The following is a 12692-nucleotide window of genomic DNA, read 5'->3' on the forward strand; positions in this document are numbered from 1 at the left end:
ATTGAGAGATCCGGCCGACTGGCCCTCTCGGACTGCACCCGATTTTTTTCCTTGGTTGTCGCGTCCGCATGACGCCACCTTATTTCAGCGTCTGAGCCCGACAGATTCCTGTCCGCCAGATCCGCTATCGCATCCCATTCGGCCCGTTCCCGCAATTCCGTGCGCCGCTCCTACGCTGCGGGAATTCCTTGATACGTGCCGCATCAGGGAAGGTTCCGCATGAACCCCGCACGTACGACCGAGCGCTCCTCTCGCACCCGCGGCCGCACCGGCGGCCCCGCTATTGGCACCGGCGCCGGTTCGGGGCAGGGCAGCCGCTTCGGCTCGTCCGCCGAGCCGTTCCGGAGGTCCGAGCCGTTCGGGCGGCTACGGCCGCGGCCCGCCGCGATCCAGGGCGAGTTCGCACCGCCGAAGACGATCACCCCCGCGCTGCCCGCCGTCGAGGCCTTCGCCCTGAGCCGCATCACCGGCGCCCAGGCACCCTCCGGCATCCCGGTCACCATCACCGCACCGGTGGCCGAGCGGCCCAAGCGCAACACGGCCTCGCGGTCGGCGCCGGCCCATCTCGGCCGCCCGGCGCGCGAGCCTGCGACAGACCGCCTTCGACGCGGCGGCCTGAGAAGCAGGAGGCACCTTTTGACGCTGGACGCCAGGAAGCAGCCGGTCCACAGGTTTGTGACGACATGACCGTCGAGGTGGCCCCGGCCGTCATGACCAGCGCCCGCGCGGACCATCTGCTCGGGCGGGACCGGCGCGGCGCGAGCCGGGACGGACACAGCGACGAGGGCCTGACCGGCACGTGCCGGTCGGGCCCTCCCGCGTACCGACGGCTTTCTCTGCGCGGCGCAGGGTCAGTGGTCGGAGTAGCTGAAGTCGCCCACGGTCCAGGCACTGACATCCGCGATCGAGACTCGATACATCCCACCCGTCTCCGGGATCCCCACCGTGCCCTGCAGGATGCGGGCCACATGGAAGTGCAGATGGGTTGGCGGCCCGTCCCGGCGAGTCGTGGCGGTGAAGGCGCCGGAGAACTCGGCCAGGCGGGGCGAGTCCGTCAGGACCTCCGACACCCGCTGCCTCCACACGGCTTCGGGGGCCAGCCGACCGGTGATGACGGCACCGCTGGTGACCACCGTCAGGGACATCTGATTGCTCTGCCCGGACTCCACCAGGGTGGCGACATCAACGAGCAGCTGGTCAGGCTTCGACATGAGAGCCGATTCTATTCACCGGCCTTTCCGCCCGCTCCAGAGGTCGCGCCGGGCGAGAAGGGCACTCACCGTCTTCCCGCCGCAGGCCGGACGGGTGACCGCGGTCGCTCGGGCGAGTCGGTTGACGAGGGGCCGGCCGAATCCCCCGGTGCCACCGTCCATTCAGGGGTGCGCACGCGCGGCGCAGGGCGTTCGTGACGAGCTCGGACACGACCAAGACCACGGTGTCCGCGGCTCCTGCGGCCATCGCCTGACCTGCGGTGCAAGCTGCTCACGGCATGCTGGGCCGACCGCTGAGGCCTAGCTGTCCTCAGCACACCGGAAAATCTATAACGGCCGGAGTAGACATTGGGCTGTGCCGTCGTTACAGTTTCTCTCGTAACGCAGAGAGACAGTAGGGCCTGGCAGAGACGAACTGCCGGGCAGCAGTACCCGCATTTGCAGTGCGCAGGACGGTGCGGTGGTGGAGTTTCGAAGCCAGAGTGGTTGCAGGACGGCGACGGGGCTGACGACCGGACCGGGTGGCCCGCAGTGATCAGGGGCCGCCACGAGCAGTACCGCAGTAAGCGCAGTTCGCAGTGCCAGCAGTGAAGTCAGTGAGCAGCACCTCGGTGAAGGCGTCGGCTGCGGGCGCGCGCACCGGGAAGTTCGGCAGTGGGGTTCTAAGCCAGAGCAGATGCAGGATGGGCAACGGGGCTGGCTGCCGAAGAGTGGCGCTGGGTGAGGTCACTGAGCAGTTCGCAAAAGAAGCAGTACCAGTAGGGCAAGCAGTAACGCAGTTCCAGCAGTACAGCAGTGAGTGCAGTACCCCGCAGTGAGCGGTATCTCCCGTAGGGCAAGCAGTTGATCACCGAGGGAAGAACGGAGGAGCAGAGCACCATCAGGATCGCCCGGGCGGAAGTCGGAGCCCGGGTACCGCAGGACATCGATAGTGAGGTGGTCTCCGGTCAAGCAACCGCGATCCCCGCACTCCCGGCAGCAGTTCGGCCGGGTCGGCGGACACAGAAGGCCGGCGCAGGACTAGGGCCGGCAGATGGTGTAGCAGTTCCTTCGGGGCCCTGGTGCTGTACGCACCAGGGCCCCTCCGCACGTTCTCGCCCGTTTCCTCCCCCTGTTTCGCAGTGAGGTGCGATGACAGCAGACGATTCGTTCGGCCGTCTCGACGACGACCACTACCCCGCCTACACGACGGGCCGGGCCGCCGAGATGCTCGGCACCACCCACGGCTTCCTCCGCGCCCTCGGAGAGGCCCGCCTCATCACCCCGCTCCGCTCCGAGGGCGGCCACCGCCGCTACTCCCGCTACCAGCTGCGCACCGCCGCCCGCGCCCGGGAACTCGTCGACCAGGGCACCCCCATCGAGGCCGCCTGCCGCATCGTGATCCTCGAGGACCAGCTCGAAGAAGCGCAGCGCATCAACGCCGAATACCACCGCGTAGCCGAATCGTCCTGTCTGTCGGTCTCGGCCTCGGCCTGAGGTGAGTGTGCCCGTCGCCTCGGTGCGACGGCACTCGTCCCGAACAGCAGCCAGGCGGTGACGGAGTACACGCTGCAGGCCAGAGCGGCCTGCGGTGTCCCTGCCAGGCAGATGAGGACGCTGCCCGCAGCCAGCGATGCGGGGACCATTCCCGCCTGAAACCAGCCTCGTAGCTTCGGCTTGATCGGCTCCACCAGATCGGCCGCCCGCTCGACCAGGTCGGCCGCAGACCGCCGGACCGGCTTCGCCTGACGTGGCCGGTTCAGCCGCCCCATGGTTCCGGTCCTGGCGGTCTGCCACCAACTGGGGTCCTGGAAGTCGTGTAATTCGACGGGCCAGGGGAACGATCAGGGCTCCCGAACGGGTCTCTCCGCTCTCCTACGGTCAAGGAACGCCGATGCTTCCCGAGTTCCGCTCCCACGCATCCGTCCCCCTTTCCCATCAGCTGGAACAGCGACTGGGACTGGACCCGCGCCTCGAAGCCGGCCACATCGATGTGGAGCGCGTCGCGGACATCGCCGTCGTCGCATCGGCCCACTCCGACGGCTACGCGGCCACCGCACACCTCCTCGGGCTGCTGGCCGCTCTCCCCGCTCCCACCGCGGCCGGAGAACGCTTCTGGTCGGAGTTGTGGAGGTCCTCGGGCTCTCTCTACCTGCTGCCCGCCAACATCAAGGCCTTCGTGCTGAGTTCCCTGTCCGGAGAAGGCACCGGTCTCGCCGGGCAGATCCTTTCGGCTGTCGACGAGATGACGCCGCCCCAGCGCATCGCAGCCGGAGAGGTCATCGGCCAGGCACTTGCCGAGTCCGACCACCTCCCGGACCTGAAAACGCAGGTCATCGGCGAACTGTGGCTCCGGGACCTCGAACTCACGGCCTGGCGCGTCCTGCACGCGGACCACAAATCAGCCGATCCGGCCGGGCGGAAAGCCTTCCTCGAGGCATGGACAAGTATCTGAACGGCAGCGGAAGTCCTTCGGCAGGCCGACCCCGGCGGCGGGCCTTGGCCCACTTCCGGCCGAAGGTGGTGCACCGGAGCGGCGCCCCTCCTCCCCCACGAACAGGAGCGCGCCGTCCGGCTTCTCCTCCGCGATCCCGTCCAGGTGCCGCTTGACCTCCATGTAGAGGAAGGACGGCAGGTGGATGGTGCGGACTCCCGCCGCCGACTTGGTGTCGCCCTCGACGCGGAGGGTGGGGACAGTACCCGCGTCGATGTACGCGGCCGGCACGCCTGCTCAACGCGGTCTGCCGGAAGAGCCGTTGCACGCTGCGCGTCGCGGAACACTCCCGCCCTGCACGGGGTGCGGGTTCGATTCCCGCCTTCCGCTCCACGACGAAGCCCCAGGTCACAAACCTGGGGCCTTTGTGTCGTCCGGAGCGCCAGCTTCCTGACGGCCGTCGACGTGATCTGAATCTTGATCACTGGCCGTGCGCCCCTGTCGGCCGGTAATTTCGTGCAGCCGAGGACATCTCTGGTAGTCACCTGGTCGGTGGCCTCGGACAGTGCATCAGGGGGCGGAATCAAGCGTGAAGGATCTTGCCGTGGGCGACCGCGAGCGCGAGACGGCGGTCGGGCTGGAGAAGCACCGGGCAGAACTGACCGGGTATTGCTACCGCATGCTCGGCTCGTACGCCGAGGCCGAGGACGCCGTGCAGGAGACGATGGTCCGGGCCTGGCGGAACATCGAGCGGTTCGAGGGACGGTCGTCACTGCGGTCGTGGGTTTACCGCATCGCCACCAACGTGTGTCTGGACGCCCTGGCAGCGGCCGGGCGGCGGGCTCTGCCGATGGACCTCAGGGAGCCGTCACCCGGAGCCGCGCTCCCCGGCGCCCCGGAGGACGCCGCCGCGTGGATCGGGCCCTGTCCAGGAGGGGACCCCGAGGCAACCGTGGCAGCGGGCGAATCCGTACGGCTGGCGTTCGTCGCAGCACTCCAGCACCTGCCGCCCAAGCAGCGGGCCACGCTAATCCTCCGGGACGTGCTGGCCTTTTCGGCCCGCGAGGTCGCCGACCTGCACGACTCGACCATCGCCTCGGTCAACAGCGCGCTGCAGCGGGCCCGTGCCAGGCTGGCCGCGCACCGCGGACCCGTCGACGCCCCGGGCCCACGGCCGTCCGATGCCGTACGCCGCGTGCTGGCCGAGCGGTACGCCGCGGCCTTCTCCCGCTACGACATGGAGGAGCTGAACATGCTGCTCCACGTGGACGCCACGCTGTGCCTGCCCCCGTACGCGAAGTGGATGCGCGGGGTCTCCGACATTCAGGCGTGGTTGACCGGCCCCGCCGTCGGCTGCCGCGGCTCCCGCTTGATCCCGACCACCGCGAACGGCACCCCTGCCTTCGGCCAGTACCGGCCCAGCGCCGACGGAACGGGCTACGAACCCTGGGCACTCCAGGTCATCGAGATCTGCGGCAACCGCATCAGCGGCATCAACGCCTTCCGTGACACCGAGCGCCTGTTCCCGCTCTTCGGCCTGCCGGCACGTATCGGCCCGGACGACTCTGCCGACACCAGCGCCCCCGAACTCCGCCACCTCCCCAGCCCGGCCCACCGCCTGAAGGATCCCGCATGACGTGGTCAGAGCAGATCGTCGTCCGTGAGGGTGTCCGCATTTCCTGCCGTGACTGGGGAGGTCCGGGACCGTCCGTAGTCCTGCTGCACGGGCTGGCCGGCCACGCGGGCGAGTGGGACGCCATCGCCCGAGACCTGAGCTCCCGCTACCGGGTCATCGCCGTCGACCAGCGCGGCCACGGTGCCAGCGAGCGCCGCCCGCAGGACGTGTCCCGGGCCGCGTACGTCGCCGACACCGCCGCCGTACTCGAACAGCTCGGTCTGCAGCAACCCGTCCTGGTGGGCCAGTCGCTGGGCGGCCACACCGCCATGCTCGCCGCCGCCGCGCACCCCGGGCTGTTCCGTGCGCTCGTCCTGGTGGAGGCCGGGCCGGGCGGTCCGAACCGTAACGTGCAGGCAGAAATAGGCGGATGGCTCGATTCCTGGCCCACGCCGTTCCCTTCACGGGAGGCCGCCGTCGAGTTTCTCGGCGGCGGTCCGGTCGGCGAGGGCTGGGCGGTCGGCCTGGTGGAGCGCGACGGCGGCTGGTGGCCGCGCTTCGACCGCGGCGTGATGGTCGCGTCGCTGGCGGAGATTTCCCAGCGGTCCTTCTGGAGGGAGTGGTCGAAGGTGACCTGCCCGGTCCTGGCCGTCCTGGGCCAGTCCGGCATCATCCCGCCCGAAGAGGTCGACGAGATGCTCCGGCGACGGCCGGAGACCGTGGCCTTGAGTCTCCCTGGGACAGGACACGACGTTCATCTGGAACAGCCGGACGTCCTGGGTCAGGTACTCCGTGGGTTCCTCGAGAAGTCACATGATCTGCCACCAACCGGATGACCTGATCACGTTTCCGCTCCTCACGTCCGCGTCCGCCGCCAGCAGTCCGTCCGGCTCGTGCGAGTAGGCCCGGAGCACCGCTGACGCGTCCCTACCGGCGTGACGGGCCTCGCCGGTCAGGCGTGCTCGTCCGATGGCTGCTGGGCAGGCTGGACCGACCAGTTTGGCGGCTCGTCGTTGCCTGAGTCCTCGTCGCGCTCCGCGTCGGCGGCCGTCCCATGGACCTTGCCCGAAGCGTGGTGGACCGGCGCGTACACGGCGTAGAGCTGCAGCGTCTCGTCACCGATGTTGGTGACGTTGTGCCAGGTGCCGGCGGGCACGAAGACTGCCCAGCCGTCCTCGACCTCCCGGTCGAAGTCGAGTCGATCCTTCGTGCGGCCCATCTGGACGCGGCCCCGGCCCGCGTCGAGCCGGAGGAACTGGTCGGTCTCCGGGTGCGCCTCCAAGCCGATGTCCTCACCCACCGGAATCGACATGAGGGTCAGTTGAAGGTACTTCCCGGACCAGGCGACCGCGCGATAGCTCGTGTTCTCGAGCGTCGCCTTCTCGAGGTCGAAGCTTTGAGGTTCCGGCCCGATGTCCTTGATGGTCATGCTTCTCTCCCGGTCGACGGAGGCGTTACACGGTCGCGGTCTCGCGTCGGCCCACATACCCCGTCCGCGGACTCCAGCACAGCCCGCCGGGCATCGGATACCGACAAGGGCGGCATCGTCGGACCAGGACGCCACCTGCCGACCTAACGCCAAACCCCAGACCCGGGTCACTGGCAGGGGCTTGGTCGGATTCCGCGGCAGTCGACGCGCCGACCCGCGGAGCGACCGGACGACACCGCTCCCGTCCGTCTCCCTCCCTACCGGTTCAGAGCCAGTCCCTGCGCTTGAAGACCACGTACAGACTGACGCACACCACGCCCATGAGCGCCAGGGCGAAGGGGTAGCCGGCGGCCCATTTGAGCTCGGGCATGTTCTCGAAGTTCATGCCGTAGATCGTGCCGACCAGGGTCGGGGCGAAGAGGATGGCGGCCCAGGAGGAGATCTTCTTGATCTCCTCGTTCTGCGCGTGGCTGGACTCGGCGAGCGCCTTCATCTCCTCGTTCTGCTGCTGGGTGACGAGCGTGGCGTTCACGGCGAGGATGTCCTGGAGCGCCAGGCGGAAGCCGTCGACGCGTTCGCTGACGTGGGTGGCGTGGTCGGCGACGTCGCGCAGGTAGCGGCGCAGTTCCTCGTCGATGCCGTACTTCTCGAACCCGGCGGACAGCCCTTCGAGGATCCGGTTCAGCGGGCGGGTGGCCCGCTGGAACTCCACCATCTCCCGGGAGAGCTCGTAGATGCGGCGGGAGACCTTGGGGTCGCCGCGGAAGACCTCGGTCTCGATCTCGTCGACGTCGTTCTCCACGCCGGCCACCACGGGCGCGTAACCGTCGACCACCGCGTCGAGGATCGCGTACAGCACCGCTTCGGGGCCCTGCTTGAGGAGGTCCGGGGCGTCCTCCATGCGGCGTCGGACGGCGGCCAGGTTGGGGGCGGCGCCGTGGCGGACGGTGATCACGAAGTCGGGTCCGACGAAGACGTGCAGCTCGCCGAAGTCGACCTCCTCGGCGTCGTCCAGGTACCGGGCGGCGCGCAGGACGACGAAGAGGGTGTCGCCGTAGCGTTCCAGCTTGGGGCGCTGGTGGGCCTCCAGGGCGTCCTCCACCGCCAGGGGGTGCAGGTCGAACTCCTCCGCCACGGATTGCAGCTCGGCCTCGGTCGGCCGGTGCAGGCCGATCCACGCCATGCCGCCGTCCGCTTCGCGCAGTGTGCCGAAGGTCTCGGCGAGCGAGTCGTGGGTGCTGGTGCGCACGCCGTCGCGGTAGATCGCGGCAGTGATGACGCTGGACCCGCGGGCCGCCCGCGGCTCGGCCGCCGCGGCCGGTCCGGGCCGGGCGGCGGTGGGACGGGGAGGGGCGGGACGCTTGGCGGGCTTCTTGAACGCGCGCAGGGCACGCAGGGGACGGCGCTCGGACACGACGGAGTCCTTCCGCAGGCGGGGAGGGAGGAGAGGCGTTGGGGATGCACGGGGCACGCCGCCGACACCGCCTTCCGATCCGCCTAGGGGCAGGTCGTGGCGGTGTCCCGCGGCACGCGACTGGGAGGTTCACCACACATCGTGGATCTCACCTTCCTTTCGGTACGCACGGGACATAGACCATCGAGCAGGGTATACCCGCCGGGTGAACGCTCCGGACCGGTGATCACCGCGCACGCACCCCTGACCACCGCGGCCCACCCGGTCGGCAGGGGCCGGCGCCATACGCGGAATGACTCGCGTGATGCCTGTCAGGATTCCTTCCAAAGGCCAGGACACCACCGCCTCGATGCGGAGCTTCGCCGAGGAACTCCCCGAGCACACGGACCACATCGACGTACTCGTCAACAACGGGGCACGTTGGCTCGAAGGTCCCGACCTGCTCTCCGCCTCGGACGAGGACGTCGTCGACACCATGGCGTCGGGCGGCACCGGCACCGTCCTGGTCACCGAGAACCTGCTGCCGCTGCTGATGGCATCCAGCCGGCCCGACGTGGTCACGATGGTCTCCGACTGCGGGGTCCCCGGCGCCCGGCACGCCAGTGCCCACGAGGCGTACTACGCCGCCAAGAACGCCCAACGCGCATTCACGGAGGCGCTGTCGCGCCGGTTGCGGCCCCAGGGGGTCCGGGTCATCTCCCTGTTCCCGCCCGACTTCGACAGCTCCGGCGACATCCTGTCCCCGGGGTGGGACGCCGTCGCGCGCGATGGGCGATCTCCCGTTGCGGCCCAGTCGTTGCTCGACTGCATCACCTTCGCGATCCAGCAGCCCAGGGACTGCTTCATCAGCGCGTTCCACTTCGAGTCATGGAGCCCCGCCGCCTCCTGAGCCTGCCCTTAGGCCGAGACGGGGACGGCCGTCACTTGATGCTGGTGTCGCCGAGGGCCTCCAGTACCTGCCGGAGGCCCTCGGCGGTCTTCGCGACCAGGTCGCGGTCCACGTCGGCGAGCAGCCGTGCGTAGTTCGCCAGATGGTCGGCGAAGGCGGCCCGGGTGACCTCGTGTCCGTGTTCCGTGAGGCGGATCTTGATGGTGCGCCGGTCGTCGTCCTCGCGCACCCGCTCGACCAGGCCCTTGGCCTCCATCCTGTCGATGCGGTTGGTGATCGCACCGGAGGTCACCATGGATGCCTTGAGGAAGGCCCCGGCCGTGAGGGCGTAGGGCGGCCCGGAGCGCTGCAGCGTGGTGAGCACGTCGAACTCGCCGTGCTCCACTCCGTGCGCGGCGGCGGAAGCCTTGGCGGACTTGTCGACGACCCGGGCCAGCCGCTGGATCCGGGCGAAGAGTTCCACCGGCCAGAGGTCCTCCGCCACGTCGGGGCGCTCCTTGACCCACTGCCCGATGATCGCGTCCACGGCGTCGCTCATCCGGTACTCCTCTCAATGGACATCTTCTCAACGTTCAGATACTTGACGCTGAGAGAGTCGAGCTGGTTTTATCTCAACGTTGAGATTATCAAGGCTGAACGACAGGAGTGAGCCGGTGTCCGCGACCCATACCCGCCACGCCGTGCGGACCCCGCCCTCCGCGGCCGACGTGCCGGCACATCGGCGCCACGTCCCTGTCGTATGGCTGGCGTTGCTGGCCACTCCGCTCGCCGCGAGCGCCAACAGCCCGGTCCTGATCCTTCCCGACATGGCCGGCTCGCTCGGCATCCGCACCGCCACGGCGACCTGGCTGGTGACCGTCTTCGCCTGGGCCGTAGCCGTCGGCACCCCGCTGATGGCGGGCCTGCTGCGCCGCCGCGGGCTGGGCAGCGTGCTCCGGCTGAGCGCGGCACTGGTCGTGGCCGGCACCGCGGTCGTCGCCGTGGCGCCCTGGCTGCCCGTGGCCATGGCGGGCAGGGCGGGCCAGGCGGTGGGCGGCGCCGGTCTGGTCACCGCGGCGATGAGCCTGGCCGGCTCGGTCCGCCGGATGGGCGTGATCTCGGCGGGTTTCGGAACGCTGGGGGCGGTCGGGCCGCTGCTCGGTTCGACGATCGCGGACTCGGCCTCCTGGCGGGCATCCCTCGCCGTCGGGGCGGTCGCGCTCCTCGCCGTTCCTGCCGTCATGCGCCGCGCCGACCTGTCCGCCCCGCGACAGAGCACCCCCTTCGACGGCCGGGGAGCCGGCCTGCTGGCCCTGACGGCGACGGCCCTGGTCCTCATCCCGCGCTACCCGCTCGCGGCGGTGTCCGCCTCGTCGGTCATGGCCGTGCTGCTGGCCCTGCACATCCGGTCCCGCCCCACGGGCTCCGTCCCGGCATCGCTGCTGCGCAACCGGACGTTCGTCCTCTCCGCCGCGCTCGCCTGCACCCTGGCCACCTCGTACTTCACACTGCTCTTCACCGTCCCGCAGCTGCTGCGCGACCGTACCGACTGGCCGATCGCCACCATCGGCACCGGTCAGCTGGTCGCCCTCCTCGCGGGCTCGGCGCTCTCCATGGCGCTGGCCGCCGCCTCGGCCCGGATGAGCCGCCCGCGCGTGCTGACCGTCCTGCTCGCGACCGGAGCACTGGCCCCGCTCACCGCGGCACTCACCCCCTGGCCGCCCTTGCTCCTGCCGGTCGCGGCGCTCGCCGTCCTCGCGACGAGCGCGGGCCAGGCGACGCTCGCGGTGTACGCCACCCGGGCCGCGCCGCCCGCCCAACGCCCTACGGCGACAGGGCTGTTCAACCTCTGCTACCAGCTCGGCGGCGCCTTCGGCCCGGCGATCGCGGTCCTGGTCGCACCAGGCGGCTGAAAAGGCCCGCCCGGCCTCCGACGCGACACCCGTGACGACCTGTACGACCACCACCCACCACCCACCACCCTAGGATCATGATCATGAACGAAGCGACACCCGCCGTGCCCGCGTCCCAGACTCCTCCGGCGGCGGTGCTCACCCGCCACGCGGATGCCGAGACCTGTGCCGACCCGAGCAGCGTGATGACCCTCCTGGCCGACTCGGACGGCACGGAAGGCGGCATCACGAGCTACCGGTCCACCTTCGCCGAGGGCGCGGTGGGAGCGCCGGCCCACTTCCACACCCGGTCGACAGAACTGTTCTTCGTGATCAGCGGGGCCCTGCAGGTCCTGGTGGGCGAGGAGGTCACCATCCTGAAGGAGGGCGACTTCCTCGCGGTGCCGCCCCACACGCCGCACGCCTTCGCGGCCGCCCCGGGCTGTGAGGCGGACGTCCTCTTCGTCTTCACCCCCGGCATGGGCAGGTTCGACTACCTGCGCCTGCTCGGCCGGGTGATGCGCGGCGAGGCGGACCCGAAGGAGATCGCCGAGTCCTCGGAGCGCTTCGACAACCACTACGTCGACAGCCCCGTCTGGCGTGCCGCCCTGGAGCGTTCCGCGTGATCGACTCCGCGGCCCCGATCCGGGTCGCACGGCCCTCGCGGGACCTCGCCGCCGCCGAACGCTTCTACAAGGACGGCCTCGGCCTGACCGTCCTGTGGCGGACGACCGAGCGCGCGCCGGGCGAGCACGACCTGCTGATGCTCGGCCCGGCCGGCGGCACCTGGCACTTCGAGCTGACGCACGACCCGGACCACCCGATGGAGCCGACCCCGACGGTGGACGACCTGTTCGTCGTCTACCTCGGCAAGCCGGTGGACCACGCCCTGATCGACCGTCTCACGGAGGCCGGCGGCACCCGGGTCCCGGCCCACAACCCGTACTGGGACGAGCACGGGGTGACGGTCGCCGACCCGGACGGCTACCGCCTCGTGCTGTGCTCACGCACCTGGGGATGAACGGCGTCCGGTGCAGCGGAGCGGGCTTCCTCCGCGTGCCGCCCGCCCGTCGGCCACGGGCGGCGCCCCCCGGCGTCAGGCCCGTCCCGTTCCCCTCCCGGGCGTCGCGGGGGGCGTGAAGATCCGGTCCAGGTGGTGACGGAGCACCGCGACCGTGGCCTCCGGACTCCGCTGGCCCACGAGGATGCTGGTGCCCATGGTCGCCGTCATCGCCAGCAGGCTGATCGCCTCAGTGCGCGCGTCGGCGTCCGGGTCGGCCAGGCCGGCCTCCTGCGCCTGTTCGAGGAGTCCGGTCAGGGCGTTCTCCGCGGCGTCGGGGTTGTCGATGAAGGGCTGGGCGGCCAGCGCCCCGTCGGTCACGGACAGGATCGCGTAGGAGCTGTACAGCAGGTGGAACGTACGGCTCTCCTCGTCGGTCGGGAGCGAGGCCAGCAGCAGTGCCTCCACCGTGGCGCGGGGGCCCGGGTCCGGTCCCGCGGCGGCCAGACGGGCGCCCACCCGCGCGGTGAAGCGGTCGGTGAGGTGCCGCAGGCCGTAGAAGAGCAGCTTCTCCTTGGTCTCGAAGTAGTACTGCACGAGCCGGAGCGACACACCGGCCTCCGCGGCCACATCGCGCATCCCGACGGCATGCAGCCCCCGCCGCCCCGCGACCCGGATGAGCGCCTCGGCGATCTGCGCACGCCGCTCCTCGTGGTCCACACGCTTCGGCATGTTTCCGCATCTCCGCCTGTCGACAGTGGGCGCGCTCCGCTACCCGGACACCTTCATGATACCGACGTACCACATTGATGATACGGTCGTACCACGAAGAACGGATCTTCACAGGAGG

At 70.1% G+C, this 12692-nt stretch carries 13 protein-coding genes and 2 pseudogenes; 9 read left to right on the forward strand and 6 right to left on the reverse strand.

Going from position 1 to position 12692, the window contains the following annotated elements; translation table 11 throughout:
• Nucleotides 1-219: 219 nt before the first annotated feature.
• Nucleotides 220-453: pseudogene (locus ACZ51S_RS09350) on the forward strand (DEAD/DEAH box helicase); the annotation flags it as partial.
• Nucleotides 454-851: 398 nt separating this feature from the next.
• On the opposite strand, the gene ACZ51S_RS09355 reads toward ACZ51S_RS09350, so the two are convergent.
• Nucleotides 852-1211 carry a hypothetical protein gene (locus ACZ51S_RS09355; RefSeq protein WP_468478072.1) on the reverse strand — a complete coding sequence of 120 codons (360 nt, stop codon included), beginning with the start codon at nt 1209-1211 and terminating at the stop codon, nt 852-854.
• Between the two features lie 15 nt (nt 1212-1226).
• Nucleotides 1227-1461, reverse strand: a pseudogene (locus ACZ51S_RS09360) (hypothetical protein); the annotation flags it as partial.
• Nucleotides 1462-2342: 881 nt separating this feature from the next.
• Here ACZ51S_RS09360 and ACZ51S_RS09365 point away from each other — a divergent pair.
• From ACZ51S_RS09365 to ACZ51S_RS09380, 4 genes are all read left to right on the forward strand, one after another.
• On the forward strand, nt 2343-2687 hold the full coding sequence (locus tag ACZ51S_RS09365; RefSeq protein ID WP_468960359.1) for a helix-turn-helix domain-containing protein: 345 nt from the start codon (nt 2343-2345) through the stop codon (nt 2685-2687).
• Between the two features lie 397 nt (nt 2688-3084).
• On the forward strand, nt 3085-3645 hold the full coding sequence (locus ACZ51S_RS09370; RefSeq protein WP_388933181.1) for a hypothetical protein: 561 nt from the start codon (nt 3085-3087) through the stop codon (nt 3643-3645).
• A gap of 583 nt (nt 3646-4228) precedes the next feature.
• A complete protein-coding gene (locus ACZ51S_RS09375) occupies nt 4229-5260 on the forward strand; it encodes an RNA polymerase subunit sigma-70 (protein ID WP_468960361.1) in 1032 nt (343 codons plus the stop codon).
• Complete coding sequence (locus ACZ51S_RS09380) at nt 5257-6075, forward strand: alpha/beta fold hydrolase (RefSeq protein ID WP_468478069.1); 819 nt, start codon at nt 5257-5259, stop codon at nt 6073-6075. Before ACZ51S_RS09375 ends, ACZ51S_RS09380 begins: the two co-directional genes overlap by 4 nt.
• A gap of 116 nt (nt 6076-6191) precedes the next feature.
• Here the strand turns inward: ACZ51S_RS09380 and ACZ51S_RS09385 are convergent, their stop codons facing one another.
• Nucleotides 6192-6668, reverse strand: a complete 477-nt coding sequence (locus ACZ51S_RS09385; protein ID WP_468478068.1) for a cupin domain-containing protein — start codon at nt 6666-6668, stop codon at nt 6192-6194.
• Nucleotides 6669-6933: 265 nt separating this feature from the next.
• Entirely contained in the window at nt 6934-8082 is a 1149-nt protein-coding gene (locus tag ACZ51S_RS09390; protein ID WP_468478067.1) for a magnesium and cobalt transport protein CorA, read from the reverse strand.
• Nucleotides 8083-8386: 304 nt separating this feature from the next.
• Here ACZ51S_RS09390 and ACZ51S_RS09395 point away from each other — a divergent pair, with 304 nt between their 5' ends.
• Nucleotides 8387-8971 (forward strand): SDR family oxidoreductase, encoded by a 585-nt coding sequence (locus ACZ51S_RS09395; protein WP_468960364.1) that lies wholly within the window; start codon nt 8387-8389, stop codon nt 8969-8971.
• A 31-nt stretch (nt 8972-9002) separates the two neighbouring features.
• On the opposite strand, the gene ACZ51S_RS09400 is transcribed toward ACZ51S_RS09395, so the two are convergent.
• Nucleotides 9003-9509, reverse strand: a complete 507-nt coding sequence (locus ACZ51S_RS09400; protein WP_468960367.1) for a MarR family winged helix-turn-helix transcriptional regulator — start codon at nt 9507-9509, stop codon at nt 9003-9005.
• 115 nt (nt 9510-9624) lie between these two features.
• On the opposite strand from ACZ51S_RS09400, the gene ACZ51S_RS09405 reads away from it, so the two are divergent.
• The 3 genes from ACZ51S_RS09405 (at nt 9625) to ACZ51S_RS09415 (ending at nt 11863) form a co-directional block, all read left to right on the forward strand.
• On the forward strand, nt 9625-10863 hold the full coding sequence (locus ACZ51S_RS09405) for an MFS transporter (protein WP_468960370.1): 1239 nt from the start codon (nt 9625-9627) through the stop codon (nt 10861-10863).
• Nucleotides 10864-10940: 77 nt separating this feature from the next.
• Nucleotides 10941-11468, forward strand: a complete 528-nt coding sequence (locus tag ACZ51S_RS09410) for a cupin domain-containing protein (RefSeq protein WP_468478063.1) — start codon at nt 10941-10943, stop codon at nt 11466-11468.
• Nucleotides 11465-11863, forward strand: a complete 399-nt coding sequence (locus ACZ51S_RS09415; RefSeq protein WP_468801377.1) for a VOC family protein — start codon at nt 11465-11467, stop codon at nt 11861-11863. The genes ACZ51S_RS09410 and ACZ51S_RS09415 overlap by 4 nt, the downstream gene beginning before the upstream one ends.
• A 75-nt stretch (nt 11864-11938) precedes the next feature.
• On the opposite strand, the gene ACZ51S_RS09420 is transcribed toward ACZ51S_RS09415, so the two are convergent.
• A complete protein-coding gene (locus ACZ51S_RS09420; RefSeq protein WP_468478061.1) occupies nt 11939-12574 on the reverse strand; it encodes a TetR/AcrR family transcriptional regulator in 636 nt (211 codons plus the stop codon).
• Nucleotides 12575-12692 lie beyond the last annotated feature (118 nt).

The sequence above is a fragment of the Streptomyces sp. NPDC034043 genome (assembly GCF_055575675.1).